At 63.1% G+C, this 20,344-nt stretch carries 17 protein-coding genes; 6 read left to right on the top strand and 11 right to left on the bottom strand.

Annotated elements, in window-relative coordinates; genetic code table 11:
- Window positions 1-38 precede the first annotated feature (38 nt).
- The 3 genes from dnaK to hrcA all read right to left on the bottom strand — a co-directional run bounded on the left by dnaK (window position 39) and on the right by hrcA (window position 3,717).
- Entirely contained in the window at window positions 39-1,892 is a 1,854-nt protein-coding gene (gene dnaK, locus HMPREF0372_RS11985; RefSeq protein WP_039997401.1) for a molecular chaperone DnaK, read from the bottom strand.
- 213 nt (window positions 1,893-2,105) lie between these two features.
- Entirely contained in the window at window positions 2,106-2,657 is a 552-nt protein-coding gene (gene grpE / locus HMPREF0372_RS11990) for a nucleotide exchange factor GrpE (protein WP_007492741.1), read from the bottom strand.
- A gap of 7 nt (window positions 2,658-2,664) precedes the next feature.
- Window positions 2,665-3,717, bottom strand: a complete 1,053-nt coding sequence (gene hrcA / locus HMPREF0372_RS11995) for a heat-inducible transcriptional repressor HrcA (RefSeq protein ID WP_007492743.1) — start codon at window positions 3,715-3,717, stop codon at window positions 2,665-2,667.
- 207 nt (window positions 3,718-3,924) lie between these two features.
- Between hrcA and HMPREF0372_RS12000 the strand changes: the two genes are divergently transcribed.
- Window positions 3,925-4,392: a GNAT family N-acetyltransferase gene (locus tag HMPREF0372_RS12000; RefSeq protein ID WP_007492745.1), complete on the top strand. Its 468-nt coding sequence runs from the start codon at window positions 3,925-3,927 to the stop codon at window positions 4,390-4,392.
- A gap of 70 nt (window positions 4,393-4,462) precedes the next feature.
- On the opposite strand, the gene HMPREF0372_RS12005 is transcribed toward HMPREF0372_RS12000, so the two are convergent.
- From HMPREF0372_RS12005 to HMPREF0372_RS12040, 8 genes are all read right to left on the bottom strand, one after another.
- The gene (locus tag HMPREF0372_RS12005; protein ID WP_155117022.1) at window positions 4,463-5,851 is read right to left on the bottom strand and encodes an MATE family efflux transporter; all 1,389 of its coding nucleotides are present in this window, start codon (window positions 5,849-5,851) and stop codon (window positions 4,463-4,465) included.
- Between the two features lie 4 nt (window positions 5,852-5,855).
- Window positions 5,856-6,980, bottom strand: coding sequence for a cysteine desulfurase family protein (locus HMPREF0372_RS12010; RefSeq protein WP_007492750.1), 1,125 nt, complete (start codon window positions 6,978-6,980; stop codon window positions 5,856-5,858).
- Window positions 6,981-7,238: 258 nt separating this feature from the next.
- A complete protein-coding gene (locus tag HMPREF0372_RS12015; RefSeq protein WP_007492752.1) occupies window positions 7,239-9,686 on the bottom strand; it encodes a glycogen/starch/alpha-glucan phosphorylase in 2,448 nt (815 codons plus the stop codon).
- A 110-nt stretch (window positions 9,687-9,796) separates the two neighbouring features.
- Entirely contained in the window at window positions 9,797-11,233 is a 1,437-nt protein-coding gene (glgA, locus tag HMPREF0372_RS12020) for a glycogen synthase GlgA (RefSeq protein ID WP_007492753.1), read from the bottom strand.
- Between the two features lie 143 nt (window positions 11,234-11,376).
- Complete coding sequence (gene glgD, locus HMPREF0372_RS12025) at window positions 11,377-12,492, bottom strand: glucose-1-phosphate adenylyltransferase subunit GlgD (protein ID WP_007492754.1); 1,116 nt, start codon at window positions 12,490-12,492, stop codon at window positions 11,377-11,379.
- Window positions 12,489-13,697: a glucose-1-phosphate adenylyltransferase gene (locus HMPREF0372_RS12030; RefSeq protein WP_080568040.1), complete on the bottom strand. Its 1,209-nt coding sequence runs from the start codon at window positions 13,695-13,697 to the stop codon at window positions 12,489-12,491. The genes glgD and HMPREF0372_RS12030 overlap by 4 nt, the downstream gene beginning before the upstream one ends.
- A 34-nt stretch (window positions 13,698-13,731) precedes the next feature.
- Window positions 13,732-15,753, bottom strand: coding sequence for a 1,4-alpha-glucan branching protein GlgB (gene glgB, locus HMPREF0372_RS12035; protein WP_007492756.1), 2,022 nt, complete (start codon window positions 15,751-15,753; stop codon window positions 13,732-13,734).
- 248 nt (window positions 15,754-16,001) lie between these two features.
- On the bottom strand, window positions 16,002-17,132 hold the full coding sequence (locus tag HMPREF0372_RS12040) for a D-alanyl-D-alanine carboxypeptidase family protein (RefSeq protein WP_007492758.1): 1,131 nt from the start codon (window positions 17,130-17,132) through the stop codon (window positions 16,002-16,004).
- A 187-nt stretch (window positions 17,133-17,319) separates the two neighbouring features.
- Between HMPREF0372_RS12040 and HMPREF0372_RS12045 the strand changes: the two genes are divergently transcribed.
- From HMPREF0372_RS12045 to HMPREF0372_RS12065, 5 genes are all read left to right on the top strand, one after another.
- A complete protein-coding gene (locus HMPREF0372_RS12045; protein ID WP_007492760.1) occupies window positions 17,320-18,177 on the top strand; it encodes a transporter substrate-binding domain-containing protein in 858 nt (285 codons plus the stop codon).
- 72 nt (window positions 18,178-18,249) lie between these two features.
- Window positions 18,250-18,897 (top strand): amino acid ABC transporter permease, encoded by a 648-nt coding sequence (locus tag HMPREF0372_RS12050; RefSeq protein WP_007492762.1) that lies wholly within the window; start codon window positions 18,250-18,252, stop codon window positions 18,895-18,897.
- Window positions 18,898-18,911: 14 nt separating this feature from the next.
- Window positions 18,912-19,697, top strand: coding sequence for an amino acid ABC transporter ATP-binding protein (locus HMPREF0372_RS12055; protein WP_007492764.1), 786 nt, complete (start codon window positions 18,912-18,914; stop codon window positions 19,695-19,697).
- A 73-nt stretch (window positions 19,698-19,770) separates the two neighbouring features.
- Complete coding sequence (locus tag HMPREF0372_RS12060; RefSeq protein ID WP_007492766.1) at window positions 19,771-20,127, top strand: hypothetical protein; 357 nt, start codon at window positions 19,771-19,773, stop codon at window positions 20,125-20,127.
- Window positions 20,124-20,315, top strand: coding sequence for a hypothetical protein (locus HMPREF0372_RS12065; RefSeq protein ID WP_007492768.1), 192 nt, complete (start codon window positions 20,124-20,126; stop codon window positions 20,313-20,315). Before HMPREF0372_RS12060 ends, HMPREF0372_RS12065 begins: the two co-directional genes overlap by 4 nt.
- Window positions 20,316-20,344 lie beyond the last annotated feature (29 nt).

The following is a 20,344-nucleotide window of genomic DNA, read 5'->3' on the forward strand; positions in this document are numbered from 1 at the left end:
GAGCCAACTCCAGACCGGCCCGTGCTCACCGGACGAATTTACTTCTGGTTGTCGTCGTCTACCACTTCATAATCGGCGTCCACCACGTTGGGATCGGAGCTGGCGGAACCGGCCTGAGCGCCGCCCATGTCGGGGCCAGGCTGCTGGCCACCCTGGGGATTGGCCTGCTGATACATCTTCTCCGCGATGGGATAGAAGGCCTTGCTGGCCTCCTCGGTGGCGGACTTGATGGCGGCCACGTCGGTACCCTTCAGCGCGTCCTTCAGCTTGTTCAGCGCGGCCTCCACGGTAGCCTTGTCGTCGGCGCTGATCTTGTCCTTGGCGTCCTCCAGGGCCTTCTCGGTCTGGTAGACCACCTGGTCGGCCTGGTTGCGGACGTCGATCTCCTCCTTCTTCTTGGCGTCCTCGGCGGCGAACTGCTCGGCCTCCTTGACGGCCTTGTCAATGTCCTCCTTGGACATGTTGGTGGAGGAGGTGATGGTGATGTGCTGCTCCTTGCCGGTGCCCAGATCCTTGGCGGACACGTTCACGATGCCGTTGGCGTCGATGTCGAAGGTGACCTCGATCTGCGGCACGCCGCGGCGGGCAGGGGCGATGCCGTCCAGGTTGAAGCGGCCCAGGGTCTTGTTGTACTGGGCCATCTCGCGCTCGCCCTGGAGCACGTGAACCTCCACGCTGGTCTGGTTGTCGGCCGCGGTGGTGAACACCTGGCTCTTCTTGGCGGGAATGGTGGTGTTGCGCTCGATGAGCTTGGTCATCACGCCGCCCATGGTCTCGATGCCCAGGGACAGGGGGGTGACGTCCAGCAGCAGCAGGCCCTTCACGTCGCCGGTGAACACGCCGCCCTGGAGCGCCGCGCCCATGGCCACGCACTCGTCAGGATTGATGCCCTTGAAGCCCTCCTTGCCGGTGAGCTTCTTGACCATCTCCTGCACGGCGGGGATACGGCTGGAGCCGCCCACCATCAGCACCTTGGAGATGTCGCTGGAGGACAGGCCGGCGTCACTCATGGCCTGCTTCACGGGGCCGCTGGTGGCCTCCACCAGGTTGGCGGTGAGCTGGTCGAACTTGGCCCGGGTGAGGGTCAGATCCAGGTGCTTGGGGCCGGTGGCGTCGGCGGTGATATAGGGCAGGTTGATGTTGGTGGAGGTGACGCCGGACAGCTCGATCTTGGCCTTCTCGGCGGCCTCCTTCAGGCGCTGCATGGCCACCTTGTCGCCGGTCAGGTCAATGCCGGTGTCCTTCTTGAACTCGGCGGCCATCCAGTCCATGACGGCCTTGTCGAAGTCGTCGCCGCCCAGGCGGTTGTTGCCGGCGGTGGCCAGCACCTCGATGACGCCGTCGTCGATGTCCAGGATGGACACGTCGAAGGTGCCGCCGCCCAGGTCGTACACCATGACCTTCTGGGCAGTCTCCTTGTCCACGCCGTAGGCCACGGCGGCGGCGGTGGGCTCGTTGATGATGCGCTTGACGTCCAGGCCCGCGATGCGGCCGGCGTCCTTGGTGGCCTGGCGCTGGGCGTCGGTGAAGTAGGCGGGGACGGTGATGACCGCCTCGGTGACGGTCTGGCCCAGATAGGCCTCGGCGTCCGCCTTCAGCTTCTGCAGGATCATGGCGGAGATCTCCTGGGGCGTGTAGGCCTTGCCGTCGATGTTCACCTTGTAGTTGGTGCCCATCTCGCGCTTGATGGACATGATGGTGCGGTCGGGGTTGGTGATGGCCTGGCGCTTGGCCACCTGGCCCACCATGCGCTCGCCGTCCTTGGAGAAGGCCACGACGGAGGGGGTGGTGCGGTTGCCCTCGGCGTTGGGGATGACGACGGACTCGCCGCCCTCCATGACGGCCACGCAGGAGTTGGTTGTACCAAGGTCGATACCAATAATCTTAGACATAAAGCAGTTCCTCCAATAATAAAGAAATTGGTTTTTTACAAGGTTGAGTGGTGGGCGCACCATGTGCGCCATGATGTCACGCTATGGGTTGGGCACATGGCCGGGCCGCTAAGTCCAGACTGCGCGAAAAATGCCGCTTCGGGCTGCGCCCGTCGCCTGTTTTTTCGTCTCCGTCCCGCCTTAGCGCCCCTATGTGCCTACCCTCCGCGCTTCTTAGTTGGCGACCTTTACCATGGCGAAACGGACCACCTTGTCGCCCGACCTGAAGCCGGTCTGGAAGACGTCCACAATGATGTTCTCGCCAGCGCCCTCGTCCTCCACGTGCATCACGGCGTTGTGGAGGTTGGGATCGAAGGGCTCGCCCAGGGCGGGGATCTCCTCGATGCCCAGCTTGGCGAGAACCTCCTTGAGCTGGGTCATGGTCATCTCCACGCCCTTCTTGTAGGCCTCGTCGGCGGTCTCCTGCTTGAGGGCCCGCTCCAGGTTGTCGTACACCGGCAGGAAGGCCGCAGCGGTGTCCGCCTTGGCGTCCGACCAGGCGGATTCCTTCTCCTTCTGGCTGCGGCGGCGGTAGTTGTCGTATTCAGCGGCCAGGCGGAGAAATTTGTCCTCCTGGTCGGAGAGGCTCTTCTTGAGGGCCTCCAGCTCCTCCAGCAGGGGGTTGGGAGCCTCGGCCTCCGTCTCCTCGGTGGGGACGGCCTGCTCGGTCTGCTCTTCCGGGGTCACGTCCTCCGGCTTTTTTTCCTTCTTGCTCATGGGATGCATTCATCTCCTATTTCTCGTCGTCCCTGCCCTGGGGCAGTTCACCCTGTCCAAACAGCCGGGAGAGGCCCTCGGCCAGATAGGACAGGCGGGCGGTTATCTTGGCGTAATCCATCCGGGTGGGCCCAACCACGCCGATGACACCCCGCATGCCGTCGCCGATGTCGTAGCTGGCGACCACCACGCTGGTGTCCTTCAGCGCGTCGGCCACGTTTTCCGGGCCGATGAGGATCTTCATGGGATCGTCCTTGGGAACGGGGAAGCGGGCAGGGTCGGCGTCCTCGGAGAGGTAGCTCATCAGCGGCTGCGCCCGCTCCAGGCTGCGGTACTCGGGCAGCTCCAGCAGATGGGCCAGACCCGAGGTGTGGACGGTGCGCTGCTCCAGGCTCTCCAGCACATCCATAGCGAAAGACACCACCAGGGAGATAAGCCCATAGGCCTCCCCGGCCGCATGCTGGGCCACCCGCATCAGCTCCGGGGTGATTTCCTCCAGCGTCAGGCCGGTAAAGGTGGTGTTCAGCAGGGTGTTGAGCATCTGAAGCTGGGCTTCCGTCAGGTCGGAGGGCAGGCGGATGAGCCGGTTACGCACGATGTCCGTGTCGGTCATCACCACGATGATGAAAGCGTTGCGCTCCACCATCAGCAGATCGAACCGCCGGATGGTCATACGGCTCAGACCGGAGGAGAGGGCGAAGGAGGGGTAATTGGTGAGCTGGGACACCACCCGGCCCGCCTGGTCCAGCACCCGGTCCAGCTCCCGCATCCGCATGGCCAGGGCCTGGTTGATGCGCTGGGTCTCCTGGAGGGAGAGCTTGTGCTCCTCCATCAGCTCGTTGACATAGAGCCGGTAGCCCTTGGGCGAAGGGATGCGCCCGGCGGAGGTGTGGGGCTTTTCCAACAGGCCCATCGCCTCCAGATCCGCCATTTCGTTGCGGATGGTGGCGGAGGATACCTCCATATCGATGGAGGCGGCGATGGCCTTGGAACCCACCGGCTCCGCCGACTGGATGTAGCTCTCGATGATGGCGCGGAGAATCCGTTTTTTGCGCTCTGTTAAATCCATTCCGGCCACCCTTTCACAATGTTAGCACTCAAACTCTCTGAGTGCTAAAGATAATGTAGCACCGTCCCCCGAAAAAGTCAAGTGTTCTGGATGTAAATTAAATGTGAACGTAGAAAATTCAGCAGGCAAAGGGGTGGACTGCAAGTTTCGGGCGTTGACGGGGCGGCGGAACAATGGTATTCTATGTAAAAAAGGAGGGGTGAATCCGTGGACGAGGGCCGAGGCTTCACGATTATCGACTATGAGGACCGCTACAAGCAGGCGCTGGAGGACATCTCCCTGCCCTGGCTGCTGGAATACGACCTGCTGGAGCCGGTGGATCTGGAGATGCTGGCGGAGCCCCACCGCTTCCTGTCCGGCGGTGGCCGGGTGCTGCTGGCCCGCTGGGGGGAGGAGATTGTGGGCATGGTCATGCTGGAGCTTCAGGGGAAGGGCCAGTGCGAGCTGCTCAAGTTCGGTGTGAAGGAGGCATACCGGGGCCGGGGCATTGGTACGGCCTTGATGGAGGCGGCGCTCCAGGCCGCCCGGGATGCAGGGCAGAAGAAAGCGGTCCTCACCTCCAACCATCAGCTCAGGGAGGCCCTGCGGCTGTATGAGCGGTTTGGGTTCAAATACGTCACCTATTCTGATAAATGGTTCCAGCTCTCCGACATCCGCATGGAGCGGGAGCTGTGAGCCGGCTTACAGAGAAAAATACCCCGGCTCCGCGCCCACAGGCGGAGCCGGGGTATTTTTTACAACGCGGTCACTCCGTACGGGAGAACTGGGTGACGTCGTTGATCCACTCCCGGGAGCGGAGGCGGTACAGGCCAATGCCGAACTTGACGAATTGCTCGGCCATGATGCCCACATAGACCCAGAAGATGCCCCACTGGAACACCAGGCCGAACAGGGCGGCCAGGGGGAGGGAGACGAACCACAGGGGGGTGGTGTCGATGATGGTGGCGGCCCGCACGTCGCCGCCGCCCCGCAGGACGCCCACGGTGTTGACCGAGTCGAAGGCCCGCAGGGCCAGAAAGACGCCGATGAAGGTCAGCATCATGGTGGTGATGGAGCCGGCGGTCTCCGACAGGTGGAAGAAGGGGTAGACCAGCCAGGGGAAGACGAACCAGGCCCCCAGGATCAGGGGAATGCCGATGATCAGGCCGCAGAGGAAGGCCAGGGTGTCCAGGGTAGCCCCCACCTCATAGACATGCTCCCGCCGGCCTGCGCCGATCTCCCGGCCCACGATGATGGCGGTGGTGTTGCCGATGGCGAAGATGGCCACGGTACAGAGATCCTCAATGTTGCCCGCCAGGGCGCGGGCGGCCAGGATCTCGGTGGACCCCTCCATGTGGCCCATGATGACCTTGTAGAGGGAGGTGCCCAGGCCCCAGAGGGTCTCGTTGAGCACCACCGGCCCGGAGTAGTGGAGGAATTTGGCCAGCAGGGCGCGGCCCGGCCGGAAGAGCACGGCGGGCTTGAGCCGGAAGCGGTGGTTGGTCAGGGCGTAGGAGAACATGATGACGAACTCCAACACGCGGGCGGACAGGGTAGCCACCGCCGCGCCCACCACGCCCAGGGCGGGAGCGCCCAGGTTGCCGAAGATGAACACCCAGTTAAGGAAGGCGTTGGTCAGCATGGACACGCCGAAGATGATCATGCCCAGCTTGGGGTTCTCCATGGAGCGGTGGGCGCCCACGTACACACCGGTGAGGCTGTTGAAAATATAGGAGAAGCCCACGATGCGGGCGTACTGAGCCGCCAGGGGTACCAGCTCCTGGTTGTCGGTGAGAAGGCCCATCAGCTGCTCCGGCAGGAAGAACATGACGGAGGCAAAGGCCAGGGAGATGGCCCCCGCCACATAGCAGCCCAGGCCGATGACCCGGTTGATGGACTCGGTGTCCCCCTTGCCCCAGAACTGGCTGATGAGGACGGAGGAGCCGCTCTGGAGTCCGAAAATGACCAACTGGATGACGAAGACGGGGATGTTGGCCACCAGCACGGCGGCCAGGGGGGCTTCCCCCAGGGCACCCACCATGAAGGTGTCGATCAGCCCCAGCAGGGTGGTGCACAGATTCTGGAGCAGGATGGGCAGGGCCAGCCGCGCCACGTTGCGGTAGAAGGCCGCCCCCCGGTTCATATAGTGGAACAAACGCTCACCTCGCTGCAATTCTGGTCTTGGTGATTTCGGTCAGTCCCCCGGCCAGGGCGTCCACGTCGGCGCGGGTGCTCTCCGGGGAGAAGGAGACGCGGAGCACCCCCATCAGGGTGCGCTTGGGCAGGCCCAGGGCCGCAAACACGTGGCTGGGCTTCCCGCGGTGGCAGGCCGAGCCGGAGGAGACGTACACCCCCCGGTCGGACAGCTCCCGCACCAGCATTTCGCTGGGGTAGCCGGGCAGGGAGACGGCGCAGATGTGGGGGGCGTCCCCCCGGCTGATGATCTCCAGCCCGGGGACGGCGGAGAGTGATTCCAGCGCGTATTCTTTGATTTCTTGAATACGAGCGGGATAGTCCTCCTGCCACGCCGCGCAGGCGGCCGCCAGGGCCGCGGCCTGGGCGGTGGGCTCGGTGCCGGGCCGCAGCCCGCCCTCCTGCCCGCCGCCCGTCAGCAGGGGCTTGAGGTTCAGCCCCCGGCGGATGTACTGCACGCCGATGCCCTTGGGGGCGCGGATTTTATGGCCGCTGAGGGTGAGCAGATCCACCCCCAGCTCCGCCGGGGTGAAGGGCACCTTCAGAAAGGCCTGCACCGCGTCGCAGTGGAGCAGGGCGGGGGAGCCGGCGTCCCGGATGGACTGGGCGGCCTCCGCCACGGGGAGAAGGGTGCCCAGCTCGTTGTTCACCAGCATCATGGACACCAGCACCGTATCGGGCCGCAGGGCGGCCCGGAGGGCGTCGGGGGACACGTGGCCGCTCCGATCGGGCTTGAGGTAGGTCACCTCATACCCCAGGGCGGCCAGGGCCTTCACCGGCTCCAGCACGGCGGCGTGCTCGATGGCGGTGGTGATGATGTGCCGCCCCTTCCGCCGTCCGTAGTCCGCGGCGGCCCGGATGGCCCAGTTGTCCCCCTCGGTGCCGCAGGAGGTGAAGATCAGCTCCTCCGGCGCGCAGCCCAGGCGGCTGGCCACGGCGGCGCGGTGCTCCTTCAGCGCGGCGGCGGCGGCCTGCCCCAGGGCATACCCGGAGGAGGGGTTGCCGTACCCCTCGGTCATGGCCTCCAGAGCGGCCCGGGCGGCCTCCGGGCACACCCGCGTGGTGGCGGCATTATCTAAATATACGGGCATGGTGCGGTCACCTCATCCATGGATGGAATAAAGACAGTATTAAGTATTTTATGCTCTGCCCGGTTGAAAGTCAAGGCCCGCCCGGGTTTTGGGCGGGCCTTGTCAAAAATGCTGCTTGCGGTGGCTATTCGGCAGAAAGCGCCGCCACAGTCCAGTGTGGAAGAAGAGAAGACCCAGCGGGGTAGAGAGGAAAATGATTGCACGAAAGGCAAAAAAAGCGGGCGGCCCCACGGGCCGCCCGCCGCTGCGGGAGCAAATTTACTTGAGGGCGCGCACCGGCACGTTCCAGATGTCCCGGGCATAGTCCCGGATGGAGCGGTCGGCGGCGAAGATGCCGGATCGGGCGATGTTCATGAGGGCCATCTGGTTCCACCGCTTGGGGTCCTGATAGGCCAGGCCGGCCCGCTGGTGGGCGTCCCGGTAGCTCTCGAAGTCGGCCAGCAGCAGGTACTCGTCCGCCGGGCCGCCGTCGCCGAACAGGAGGCGGCGGGCGATGTCGTCATAGGCCACGCCGTCGCCGAAGCCCACGTTGAGCTGGTCGATGACCGCGCGCAGCTCCGGATTGTGGACATAGTACTCATAGGACTTGTAGCCCTTCTGCTTCATCTCGGCCACCTCGTGGGCCTTGAGGCCGAAGAGGAAGATGTTCTCGTCCCCCAGCACCTGGTGCATCTCCACGTTGGCGCCGTCCAGGGTGCCGATTGTCACCGCGCCGTTCATCATGAACTTCATATTGCCGGTGCCGCTGGCCTCCTTGCCGGCGGTGGAGATCTGCTCGGAGAGCTCGCTGGCGGGCATCAGCTTCTCCGCCAGGCTCACCCGGTAGTTCTCCAGGAAGACCACCTGGAGCCGGTCTTTGCAGGCGGGGTCCCTGGCGATCATGTCGGCCACGGAGTTGATGAGGCGGATGATCCGCTTGGCCACCGCGTAGCCGGGGGCCGCCTTGGCGCCGAACAGGTAGGTGCGGGGGGTGAAGTCGAAGTGGGGGTCGGCCTTCATGCGCTGGTAGAGGTAGATGATGTGCAGTACGTTGAGCAGCTGCCGCTTGTACTCATGCAGCCGCTTCACCTGCACGTCAAAGAGGGCGTCGGTGTTGAGGATGACGCCGCTCTCCCGGGCCACCCAGGCGGCGAAGGCCTTCTTATTGTCCGCCTTGATCTGCCCCAGGCGGGAGAGCACGCCCGCGTCGTCCCGGTACTGCTCCAGCTCCTTGAGGGCGTCGGGCTGGAGCAGGTATTTGTCCTTGCCGCAGCAGTCGCGGATCAGGGCGTCCAGCTCCGGGTTGCACTCGCTGAGCCAGCGGCGGTGGTCAATGCCGTTGGTGACGTTGGTAAACTTGTCGGGGGTGCGGGCATAGGCGTCGTGGAAGACGTCCCGCTTCAGAATGTCGGAGTGGAGGGCGGACACGCCGTTGATCTTGAAGCAGGCGCACACGCACAGGTTGGCCATGCGCACCTCGCCGCCCCAGATGATAGCCATGGGGGCCACCTTGGACAGATCGCCGTGGAAGTAGTCGGTCAGCGCCCGCTGGTAGCGGTTGGAGATCTCGATGAGGACCTGCCAGATGCGGGGCAGCCACTTCTCAATGAGCTGCTGGGGCCAGCGCTCCAGCGCCTCCGCCAGGACAGTGTGGTTGGTGTAGGCGATGGTGTGGGTGACGATGTACCACGCCTCGTCCCAGCCGTACCCCTCCTCGTCCAGCAGGATGCGCATCAGCTCCGGGATGGCCAGGGTGGGGTGGGTGTCGTTGATCTGGATGACATGCTTGAGGTGGAAGTTGCGCAGGGTGCCGTACTCGGCCCGGTGCTTGCGCACGATGGACTGGATGGTGGCGGAGACGAAGAAATACTGCTGCTTGAGGCGCAGGGACTTGCCCTCGTAGTGGTTGTCCTCGGGGTAGAGCACCTTGGAGATGGACTCGGCCATGGCCCGCTGCTCCACGGCTTTCAGATACTGGCCGGAGGAGAACAGGTTCATGTCCACCGGCGTGGGGCTGTTGGCGTCCCACAGGCGGAGCAGGTTGCCGTGCTCGGTGCCGTAGCCGGCGATCTCCATGTCCTTGGGCACGGCCAGCACCACATCATACCCGGTGTGCTTTACCCGGTGGCGGCCCAGCGCGTCCCACTCGTCCTCCACCTTGCCGCCGAAGCGGACCTCCTCGGTCTCGTCCATCTTGGGGATGAGCCAGGCGTCGCCCAGCCCCAGCCAGTTGTCGGGTAGCTCCACCTGCTGGCCGTCCACGATCTTCTGCTTGAAGATGCCCAGCTCGTAGCAGATGGAGTAGCCTGTGGCGGGGATCTCCAGGGTGGTCATGGAGTCCAGGTAGCAGGCGGCCAGGCGGCCCAGGCCGCCGTTGCCCAGGCCGGCGTCGGGCTCGGCCTCAAACAGGTCGGGCGCGGAAAACCCAAGGCCCTCGATGGCCTGCTTCAGCGGCTCCGCCACGCCCAGGTTGTAGGCGTTCTTCATCAGGGACCGGCCCATCAGAAACTCCAGGGACAGGTAGTGAACCTGGCGCAGGTGCTCCACGGCCACCCGGTCGGCGGTCTTCATTTGCCGCTCGGACATGATGTCCCGCAGCACCAGGGCGCAGGCCTTGAACATGTGCAGGCTGGTGGCCTCCTCCACGTCACGGCCGAAGTTGCGGCGCAGTTTGCCCGTGATGAGGGTCATCAGCTCTTTTTTGGTATATTTGTGCAATGCAGACATCTCCTGTTTCTGTTGAGATCAACATAGGAACGCTCCGCGGAAGGACACACCCGCCACGGAGCGCTCATTCTATCATGGGAATATGGTACTGTCAAGCGTAAAAAGCGGCCCTATTTCCCGGTCACCCAGCCGTAAATCTCCTCATAAGCCTTGGCCGACTTTTCCCAGGAGAAGTCGGCGGTCATGGCGTTCTTCTGGAGGGCCTTCCACGCCTTGGGCTCGCTGTGGTAGAGGTTCACCGCCTCGCTCAGTACGCCGGTCATCTCCTGCACGTTAATGTTGGCAAAGGAGAAGCCGGTGCCCTCGCCGGTGAACTTGTTGTAGGGCACCACGGAGTCCCGCAGGCCGCCGGTTTCCCGCACCACGGGGATGGTGCCGTAGCGCATGGCGATCATCTGGCTCAGGCCGCAGGGCTCGGAGATGGAGGGCATGAGGAACAGGTCGGCGCCGCCATAGATGGCGGTGGACAGGTTGGGGGAGTACATCATGTGGGCGGCGAAGCGGCCGGGGTACTGGTTCTGAGCCTGGCGGAAGGCCTCCTCATAGTTCCAGTCGCCGGTGCCCAGGACGATCATCTGTACGTCCATACCCATAATCTCGTGGATGGCGGCGGTGACCAGATCGAAGCCCTTGTGCCGCACCAAGCGGGACACGCAGGCGATGATGGGGGCGTCCGGGTTCTCCCGCAGGCCGGACATCTGCTGCAGGGCGGCTTTGCAGTTCTTCTTGCCCGCCATCTGCCGCGCCGAGAAGAACTTGGTCAGGCCCTTGTCCCGCCAGGGGTCATACACCTCGGTGTCGATGCCGTTGAGGATGCCGCGCAGCTTGTGGCGGTTGTCGGCGATAACCCCCTCCAGGCCGTGGGCATAGAAGGAGTACTGGAGCTCGTCGGCGTAGGTGGGGGAGACGGTGGTCACGTAGTCGGCGGCATAGATAGCCCCTTTCATCAGATTCACGTCTCCGTGGTAGGCCAGCATGTGCTCGTTGAAGTACCCGTCGTTGAGCCCGAACACATCCTTCAAAGTCTGGCTGCCGTATCGGCCCTGGTACTCGATGTTGTGGATGGTGAACACGCTCTTGGTGTCGCAGAGCTGGGGGATGCGGTGGCGCTCCTCCAGCAGATAGATGGGCACCAGGGCGGTCTGCCAGTCGTTGCAGTGGAGCACGTCTGGATGCCAGTTCAGCCAGCCCATGCTCTCCACCACAGCCCGGGAGAAGTAGGCGAAGCGCTCGCCATCGTCGTAGTGGCCGTAAATGTTGGAACGCTTGAAGTAGTATTCGTTGTCCACAAACCAGTAGGTGACGCCGTCCCGCTTCAGCTCAAAGATGCCGCAGTAGGGGCTGCGCCAGGCCAGGGTGATGTGGAAGCACTGGAGGTAGGTCATCTGACTGCGCCATTCCTCGCCGATGCCTTCGTAGAGGGGGAGGATCACCCGCACGTCATGGCCGTTTCCGGCCAGCGCCTTGGGCAGAGCGCCGGCCACGTCGGCCAGTCCGCCGGTCTTGATGAAGGGCGCACACTCAGAGGTGGCAAATAAGATGTTCATAGGCTCTCCTTATGTCGAAATTGAGCGGCAGGGGCAACCACCCGCGCGAGCGTGGGTGAGGGGTATCGTGGCCATTGTGCCGCCCAGAGGGCGGCACGGTGACCGCGTATCTAGGGGGGGGGACAGCGTCCCCCCTGGAGTCGTCATACAATTTCGTTCTTCGCAATGGACAGCGGATAGGTGTTGTGGCCCATCAGCATCCGGCCGGGGTTGACCCGCACGTTCTTGTCGGTGATGGCGTACTTGAGCACCGCGCCGGCCTGAACAGCGGTGCCCTGCATCAGCACGCATCCAGAGACCTTGGCCCCCTTCTCCACACGGACGCCGCGGAAGAGGATGGAGTTCTCTACCTCGCCCTCAATGATGCAGCCGTCAGCCACCAGGGAGTTGACCGCCCTGGAGCCTGGGCCGTAGTAGGTGGACGGGTCGGAGCGGTCCTTGGTGCGGACAGGGCGGCCGGGGGCAAAGAGGTCGGTTCGCACCTCGGGGTTAAGCAGCTCCATGCTGCGGGCGAAGTAACCAGCCACGGACTGGAGGCGGGCGGCATAGCCGTCAAAGACGTATGGGCAAATCTTGAGCTGGCCGGCCATGGCCTGGAGCACGCCGGTGCTGAAGGAGGGGATATTGTGGGCCGCACAGTGGTCCACCAGGGAGAGCAGGAGCTGCTTGGAGAGAATGTAGACCTCCAGGGATTCGCAGCCCTGGGCAATGGGGGGGTGCACCAGTACGTCGGTGATCCGCCCTCCGGCGCCGATGGTGAAGTAGTCGCAGTCCTTGGGCGAGCCCATGGGGCGGCTGGTGCACACGGCGGTAATGTCCGCGTCATTGCGGATATGGGCCTCAAAGATGTCATTGAGGGGCAGGTTCACCGCCAGATCACCTCCGGCCAGCACCACGTAGTCCTGCCGGATGTACTGCAAATAGGAGCGCACGCCCGCCAGGGCGTCCATGCGGCCCCGGTAGATGCCCTCCCGCCGGCCCGAGTAGCCGAAGGGGGGGAGGATGCGCAGGCCGCCGTGCTTGCGGCTGAGGTCCCAGTCCTTGCCGGAGCCGACGTGATCCAGCAGGGACTGGTAGTTGGCGTGGACGATCAGGCCCACATCGGAGACACCGGCGTTGACCATGTTGGAGAGCATGAAGTCAATCACCCGGTACCGGCCGCCATAGGGGATGGAGCAGGTGTTGCGGTGCTGGGTCAGCTCCCGCAGATCCGGGTTGGAAAGGTAGGCGAAGATGATGCCGTGCAGCTTGTTCATCATTTCACCCCACCTCCTTTCACGTTACGGGTAATCATAGCTTTAGGGGAAACCACGGCGCTGGGGCCGATGTTCAGGTGCTGGGCAATGACAGCAACCCCCCAGTCCTCACTGCCGTCGGGAGAGGCGCCCACCCGGGCGTTCTCACCGATGACTGATTCCTCGGCCACGATGGCGTACTCCACCACCGCGCCCTTCTTCACCACCGTGCCGGGCATGAGGATGGAGTAGCGCACCACCGCGCCCTCCTCTACGGTGACGGAGTGGAAGAGCACAGAGTTCTCCACTGTGCCGTACACCTCACAGCCGCTGGTGACCATGGAGTGGTCCACCTTGGCATCCATTCCCATGAAATGGGGGGGACGGATGGGGGTGCGGGCGTAGATGGGCCATTCAGTGTCGTAGGGGTCGATGCCGTTGTCGGGGGAAAGCATATCCATATTGGCGTCCCACAGGGAGTCGATGGTGCCCACGTCCTTCCAGTAGCCCTGGAAACGGTAAGCGGTCATCTTTTCGCCGGCGTTCAGCATGGCGGGGATGATGTTCTTGCCGAAGTCGTTGGAGCTCTTCTCATCGGCCTCGTCAGCGATGAGGTACTCCCGCAGCTTGGACCAGGTGAAGATGTAGATCCCCATGGAGGCCAGGTTGCTCTTGGGGTGCTTGGGCTTCTCCTCGAACTCATAGATGTCGTCGTTCTCGTCCACATTCATAATTCCGAAGCGGGAAGCCTCCTCCATGGGGACCTCCAGCACCGCGATGGTGCAGGCGGCGTCGGCCTCCTTGTGGCGGCGGAGCAGTTGGGTGTAGTCCATCTTGTAGACGTGGTCGCCGGACAGGATGAGTACATATTCCGGATCATAGGTCTCCAGGAAGTTGATGTTCTGGTAGATGGCGTTGGCCGTGCCTTTGTACCAGGTGCCCTTTTCTCCCTCCCGCATGTAGGGGGGCAGGATGTGGACGCCGCCGTAGGACCGGTCCAGGTCCCAGGGCTCGCCGTTGCCGATGTAGGCATTCAGCTCCAGCGGCCGGTACTGGGTGAGCACCCCAACCGTGTCGATACCGGAGTTGATGCAGTTGGACAGGGGAAAGTCGATGATGCGATACTTTCCTCCAAAGGGGACCGCGGGTTTTGCCACGTGGCTGGTGAGGGCGTGGAGACGGCTGCCCTGTCCGCCCGCCAGCAGCATGGCGACACATTCCTTTTTCACTTCTTATCACCTCAGCGTTTAACTGGAAAAAGCGTCAGGATTCCTTGGACTTGCGGGTGGTCTTTTTGGGGGCCGCCTTGGCTGCCTTGTCGGACTTTGCAGCCTTGGGCGCGGCTTCGGCGGTTTTTTTCCGGCGGGACGGGAACTTGCGGGTGCACTTGTAGATGGCGGCGCTCATGGGGGGCAGGGACAGAGTGATGGCCTGCTCCCGGCCGTTGCACTCGATATACTGGCTCTTGACCGGCCCGGCATCGCCCCGGCCCAGTCCGCCGAAGGCGGGGTCGTCGGTGCTGAACAGGCAGGTATAGGTACCCGCCGTGGGCACGCCGATGGTATAGCCGGTACGGTCCACAGGAGAGAAGTTGCACACTGTCACCAGGGTGCTGCCCTTCTTGTCCTTGCGGAGGAACGCAATGGTATTGGCCTGGTTGTCGTCGGCCTCGATCCACTCAAAGCCCTCCCAAGAGAAGTCCAGCTCCCACAGCTCCGGGTGGGCCAGGTAGAAGGCGTTGACCGCCTGGAAGAACGCCTTAAGGGCCCGGTGGCGGTCTCCGTCCTCCCCCTCCAGCTCCAGCAGGTGCCAGTCCAGAGAGTGCTCATAGTGCCACTCGTTCCACTGGCCGAACTCGCTGCCCATCATCAGCAGCTTCTTGCCCGGGTGGGTGAGCATATAGGTATAGAAAGCCCGCACGCCGGCAAATTTCTCCTCGTCCGTTCCGGGCATCTTGTTGATGAGGGAGCCCTTCATGTGCACTACCTCATCGTGGGACAGGGGGAGCACAAAATTCTCAGAGAAGGCATACATCAGCGAGAAGGTAATATCGTGGTGGTTGAACTGGCGGAAGTAGGGGTCCATTTTAATGTAGTGGAGAATGTCGTTCATCCACCCCATGTTCCACTTCAGGTTAAAGCCCAGGCCGCCCTCCAGTCCCCCCTTGTCCACCGGATGGGAAACCCGGGGCCAGGCGGTGGACTCCTCGGCGATCATCATCACGTCGCTGTGGGCGCTGAAAATGTGGGTATTGAGCTGCTGGAGGAATTCAACGGCCTCCAGATTCTCGTGCCCGCCGAACACGTTAGGCACCCACTGGCCGTCCTGCCGGCCGTAGTCCAGGTAGAGCATGGAGGCCACCGCATCCACCCGAAGGCCGTCGATGTGGTACTGCTCCAGCCAGAACAGGGCGGAGGAGTAGAGGAAGGACCGCACCTCGCTTCGCCCGTAGTCAAACACCCGGGTGCCCCAGTCGGCGTGCTCCCCCTTCCGGGGGTCGGCATACTCGTAGCAGGGCTCCCCGTCAAACTCGTACAGGCCGAAGGCGTCCTTGGGGAAGTGGGCGGGCACCCAGTCCAGGATGACGCCGATGCCGGCCTGGTGGAGCTGATCCACCAGCCACATGAAGTCGTGTGGGGTGCCGAAGCGGCTGGTGGCCGCAAAGTAGCCGGTGCACTGATAGCCCCAGGAGGCGTCCAGGGGATGCTCCGTGACGGGGAGCAGCTCCACATGGGTGAAGCCCATCTCCTTCACGTAGGGCACCAGATATCTGCCGATGTCCCGGTAGGAGAGCATTTGGTCGTCGCCGGTGCGCCGCCAGGAGCCCAGATGCACCTCATAGATGTTCATGGGCTTCTGGTAGACCGGGTTGTTCTTCCGGTAATCCAGCCAGCTCCCGTCGCCCCACTGGTAACCGGACAGATCGTACAGCTTGGAGGCGGTGCCGGGGCGGGTCTCGGCATGGAAGGCATAGGGGTCGGCCTTGGCCAGGACCTTGCCCGAGCGGGTGTGCACGGCGTATTTATAGTTGTCATACTGCTGCAGGCCGGGGAGGAAGAGCTCCCACACGCCGCCCTCCAGGGCGGCCATGGGGTTGGCCCCATCATCCCAGCCGTTGAAGTCGCCCATTACGGCGACGGCCTGAGCATGAGGAGCCCAGACGCGGAACAGCCAGCCGGACTGTCCGCCGCGTACAGTGGGGTGGGAGCCCAGGAATTCCTGCGCCCGAACCGCCTGTCCCGCAAGGAACTGCGCCAGGGGCGCGGTGTCATTGGATATCGGCATAGGTGTCACTCCTTATTGGCAAAAATCCCCAAAAAGAGGGCTGGGAGCCAGGAGATCCTTGTCATTGGTGATAAAATAACTCCAGAAGAGGTGGAAATTATTTGTATAAATTATACAACGTGATGGAGGCATAGTCAAGACATGTATGGAAAAGCAAGTGTAAAATTTCCCATATTGGGCGGACGGGCGTTTTGGAGAGATTGCGCAGAGGGGGGAGCGGCAATGCCGCTCCCCCCTGCACAATCGGATTATTCCGCCATAAACAATGTTTTGAGGAACCGGGAGAAAATACCGGGAAGGGTCAGCCGTGCCACAGCCCGGTCGGCCACGATGGGGATGGTCTGCTGCTCCTGCCCGCCCACGGAGATCACCATCTCGCCCAGCTTTTGCCCCTGCTCCACCGGGGCCTCCACATTCTCGCACAGGCGCAGTTCGCTCGTCACGTCGTTGAGCTGGGCCTTGTCCACCAGAATCCGGCTGGACTGGGCGAGGATGGGCTGTACCGTGTCCTGCTCGCCCAGCAGCACGTCGACAGGAGGGAGGGCCTGTCCGGGGTAGACGTCTGTGAGGGTATAATTGGCAAAGCCGAAGTTCAGCAGGCTCTTGGCCGACTCAAAGCGCTGCTCGGAGGTCTTGGCCTTGAGCACAACGGCGATGAGCTCCATACCGTCCCGCTCGGCCGTGGCGGACAGGCAGTAGCCTGCCGCGTCGGTGGAGCCGGTCTTGAGGCCAGTGGCCCCTTCATAGAAACGCACCAGCTTATTGGTATTGGCCAGTTGGAACTGACCGCCCCGGATGGAGTCCATCCAGATGGTGGTGTAGTCCCGGATTTTGGGGTGCTGGATCAGGGCGCGGCTCATGACCGCGATATCATGGGCGCTGGTCAGGTGGCCCGCCGCGGGCAGGCCGGTGCAGTTGACAAAGCAGGTGTCGGCCATGCCAAGCTCGGCGGCCCGCTGGTTCATCTGCTCCACAAAGCCCTCCTCGCTGCCTGCCAGGTGCTCGGCCAGGGCCACGGCGGCGTCATTGCCCGACACCACCGCCACGGCCTTGAGCATGTCGTCCACGCTCATCTGCTCCCCCTCTTTTAAATAGACCTGGGAGCCGCCCATGGAGGCGGCGTGGGCGGAGACGGTAACCATATCGTCCAGAGCCAGACGGCCGTCGTCAATGGCCTCCAGCACCAGCAGCAGCGTCATGACTTTGGTGACGCTGGCGGGCTCCAGCTTGTCGTGGGCGTTCTGTTCATAGAGGATGGCGCCGGTTTCCTTCTCCATCAGCACCGCAGCGGCGGCGTCCACCGTGGGCGCGCCGCTGACGGCCTGGGCGGGGAGGACCAGAAGCGCGGCGGCCAGCAGGGCCGCAGCCAGTTTTTTCATAACGTGTGATGCCTCCGTTTTTGAGATTCTCTGTCTCAGAGGATATGGAATCGGCGGGAATTCTATACGGAAGCGGGGCTTTTTTGGGGCGGGGAAAAATTTTTCCGTTTTTCTCTTTACAATATCGCTTTAGTGTGGTAATATACGAAAGCGAAGAGGAAAACGACCCAACTGAGGAGGAACTGCTATGAAACGAAATTGGACGGCTCTGGCCCTTGCTCTGGGCCTTACCCTGACCCTCACCGCCTGCGGCGGAAATCCCGGTGCGGCCGAGACGCCCGGCAGCGCGGCGCCGACCGGCTCTCAGACGCCTGCGGCAGAGAGCGACCTGGATTATGTCAAGGGCAACGGAGTCCTAAAGATCGGCTATACCCTGTTCGAGCCCATGAACTACCTGGGGGAGGACGGCGAGCTGACCGGCTTTGAGACCGAGTTTGCCACTGCCGTGTGCGCCAAGCTGGGGGTGGAGCCCAAGTTTGTGGAGATCAACTGGGATGCCAAGCTGCTGGAGTTGGAGAGCAAGAACATCGACTGCATCTGGAACGGTATGACCATCACGCCGGAGCTCCAGGAGACCATTTCGATTTCCGACCCCTACATCAAGAACTATCAGGTGGTGGTTATCCGCGCCGCCGACGCGGACAAATACACCTCCACCGAGTCCCTGGCCGGCGCCAATCTGGACGCGGAGGCCGGCTCCGCCGGTGAGGCGGCGGTTGCGGCCGACGAGTTCCTCAGCCAGGCCAGCTATACCTCTGTGGTGAAGCAGACCGACGCCCTGCTGGAGGTCAAGAGCGGAGCGGCGGACGCGGCGGTTATGGACTTCGTGCTGGCCAACACGCTGGCCGGCACCGGCGACTACTCCGACCTGATGGTCATTCCCGATCTGGAGCTGTCCGTGGAGGAGTACGGCATCGGCTTCCGCCAGGGCTCCGACCTCACCGCGGCGGTAAACCAGGCCATGCAGGAGCTCATTGACGACGGCACCCTCAACGAGCTGGCCGTCAAGTACGAGCTGGCCGATCTGCTGCTGGCCAACCAGTAAAACGTTCCGACACAAGAGGCAGGGGGTATATGCCCCCTGCCCCTTGTCCGCGTTGGACAGAGGAGAGAGAACATGTCATTCCAAACGGTAACCATGACCCTGCTGGACGGTTTTCTGCTTAATATTGAGCTCTTTGCCGTCACGCTGGTGTTGTCCCTGCCCCTGGGACTGGTGGTGTCCTTCGGCACCATGAGCCGCTTCAAGCCCCTGAGCCTTCTGGTGCGCCTGTATGTTTACATCATGCGCTCCACCCCACTGATGCTCCAACTGGCGGTGGTGTTCTATCTGCCCGGCATCGTCTTTGGGCCTGGACACTCCCTGGGGCGGATGGGGGCGGCCGTCCTGGCCTTTGTGCTCAACTACGCGGCCTACTTCTCCGAGATCTTCCGCGGCGGCATCCAGGGTGTCCCCGCCGGCCAGCGGGAGGCCGGGCAGGTGCTGGGCATGACCCGCAGCCAGATCTTCTTCCAGGTCACCCTGCTCCAGGTGGTCAAGCGCATCGTGCCCCCCATGGGCAACGAAATCATCACCCTGGTGAAGGACACCTCTTTGTCCAACTTCATCATGGTGGGGGAGATCATCAAGTTGGCCAAGGACTTCGGCAACAAGGGCATGATCTGGCCCCTGTTCTACGCCGGCGCTTTCTTCCTGGTGTTCAACGGCATTGTGACCCTGGCCCTGAGCCGCACCGAGAAGAAGCTGGACTATTTCCGGGTTTGAGAGGAGCGCACAGCATGGCGATTTTACAGGTAGAGGATATCCAGAAGCGATTCGGCAGGACGCGGGTTCTGGAGGATATCAGCTTTTCCCTGGAGCAGGGGCAGGCCATGGCCATCATCGGCTCCTCCGGCTCCGGCAAGACCACCCTCCTGCGCTGCCTCAACTTCCTGGAGCGTCCCGACCGGGGCCGCATCACCGTGGGGGGCGAGGTGCTCTTTGACGCGGACGACCCCGCCACCCAGCGGGAGAGCGAGGTGCGCAAGAAGCGCCTCCACTTTGGGCTGGTGTTCCAGTCGTTCAACCTCTTTCCCCAGTACACCGCTCTGGAAAACGTGACCCTGGCCGGCCAGCTCCTGGCCCGGGAGCGGCCCGACTTTAAGGGGGAGAAGAAGCGCATCTTCGCTGAGATTGAGGAGAAGGGACGGACGCTGCTGGCCCAGATGGGTCTGGCCGACCGGGCGGGGCATTACCCCCACCAGCTCTCCGGCGGCCAGCAGCAGCGGGTGGCCATCGCCCGGGCCCTGGCCCTCAGCCCCGATATCCTCTGCTTTGACGAGCCCACCTCCGCCCTGGACCCGGAGCTCACCGGCGAGGTGCTGCGGGTGATCCGCGCCCTGGCCGAACAGAAGACCACCATGATCATCGTCACCCATGAGATGGCTTTCGCCCGGGACGTGGCCGACCAGGTGGTATTCATGGACGGCGGCGTGATCGTGGAGCAGGGCGACGCCCGGCAGGTCATCGAGCACCCCCGGGAGGAGCGCACCCGCCAGTTCCTGGCCCGCTACAGCGAGAATTGAAGAATTGAAAATCGGACAAAAGCGTGGTATCATTTGAGATACCACGCTTTCACATGGATAAGGAGCTGAACACATGGACGAGGAACTGTTCCTGCCGGTGCTGTCCCACTTTGAAAACGGCAACTTCTGGACAGCCAGCGGCGGGGCCCTGCGCTACAAGGTGGTGCCCGATACAGGGGAGAGCCCCAGGCTTACCGCCGAGGTGTGGGAGGGCCCCTGGCGCTATCAGGACAGCACAGTGGAGGAGACAAAGGAATTTCCCCTCAGTGAGGAGGGGCTGGAGGAGCTGCGGGGCTGGCTGGCCCGGTGGCGGACGGAGATGAACGCGCGCCCGAAAAAAACCCTGGAGGAGACTCTGGCCGCCCGGGCCGCCCGCCGGGCGGAGCTGGAGGCCGCAGCGGCCGGGAAACAGGAAGGAGAAACAGCATGACCTGGGGAACCTATTACTTTTTCTATGAGTGCCCTCAGTGCGGCAAGAAATACCGCTATGAACTGGAGGGAAGCGCCGACGAGGAGTTCGGCTTCTGCCCGGAGTGCCACGTGATGGGCACCTTCGTGGGGGAAACCAAGGATAACCAGCAGGGCGAGGACAAGTTCGCCGACTACGAGTTTGTATAAACAGGGGGCTCCCCGGCAACGCCGGGGAG

The organism is Flavonifractor plautii ATCC 29863, assembly GCF_000239295.1.
GTDB lineage: Bacteria > Bacillota > Clostridia > Oscillospirales > Oscillospiraceae > Flavonifractor > Flavonifractor plautii.

Coding starts and splice junctions, on each gene's coding strand:
- HMPREF0372_RS12060 (WP_007492766.1), top strand. CDS start 19,771: ATGGACGAGGAACTGTTCCTGCCGGTGCTGTCCCACTTTGAAAACGGC.
- HMPREF0372_RS12050 (WP_007492762.1), top strand. CDS start 18,250: ATGTCATTCCAAACGGTAACCATGACCCTGCTGGACGGTTTTCTGCTT.
- HMPREF0372_RS12015 (WP_007492752.1), bottom strand. CDS start 9,686: ATGTCTGCATTGCACAAATATACCAAAAAAGAGCTGATGACCCTCATC.
- HMPREF0372_RS12045 (WP_007492760.1), top strand. CDS start 17,320: ATGAAACGAAATTGGACGGCTCTGGCCCTTGCTCTGGGCCTTACCCTG.
- glgD (WP_007492754.1), bottom strand. CDS start 12,492: ATGATGAACAAGCTGCACGGCATCATCTTCGCCTACCTTTCCAACCCG.
- HMPREF0372_RS12065 (WP_007492768.1), top strand. CDS start 20,124: ATGACCTGGGGAACCTATTACTTTTTCTATGAGTGCCCTCAGTGCGGC.
- hrcA (WP_007492743.1), bottom strand. CDS start 3,717: ATGGATTTAACAGAGCGCAAAAAACGGATTCTCCGCGCCATCATCGAG.
- grpE (WP_007492741.1), bottom strand. CDS start 2,657: ATGCATCCCATGAGCAAGAAGGAAAAAAAGCCGGAGGACGTGACCCCG.
- HMPREF0372_RS12040 (WP_007492758.1), bottom strand. CDS start 17,132: ATGAAAAAACTGGCTGCGGCCCTGCTGGCCGCCGCGCTTCTGGTCCTC.
- HMPREF0372_RS12010 (WP_007492750.1), bottom strand. CDS start 6,980: ATGCCCGTATATTTAGATAATGCCGCCACCACGCGGGTGTGCCCGGAG.
- dnaK (WP_039997401.1), bottom strand. CDS start 1,892: ATGTCTAAGATTATTGGTATCGACCTTGGTACAACCAACTCCTGCGTG.
- HMPREF0372_RS12055 (WP_007492764.1), top strand. CDS start 18,912: ATGGCGATTTTACAGGTAGAGGATATCCAGAAGCGATTCGGCAGGACG.
- glgB (WP_007492756.1), bottom strand. CDS start 15,753: ATGCCGATATCCAATGACACCGCGCCCCTGGCGCAGTTCCTTGCGGGA.
- glgA (WP_007492753.1), bottom strand. CDS start 11,233: ATGAACATCTTATTTGCCACCTCTGAGTGTGCGCCCTTCATCAAGACC.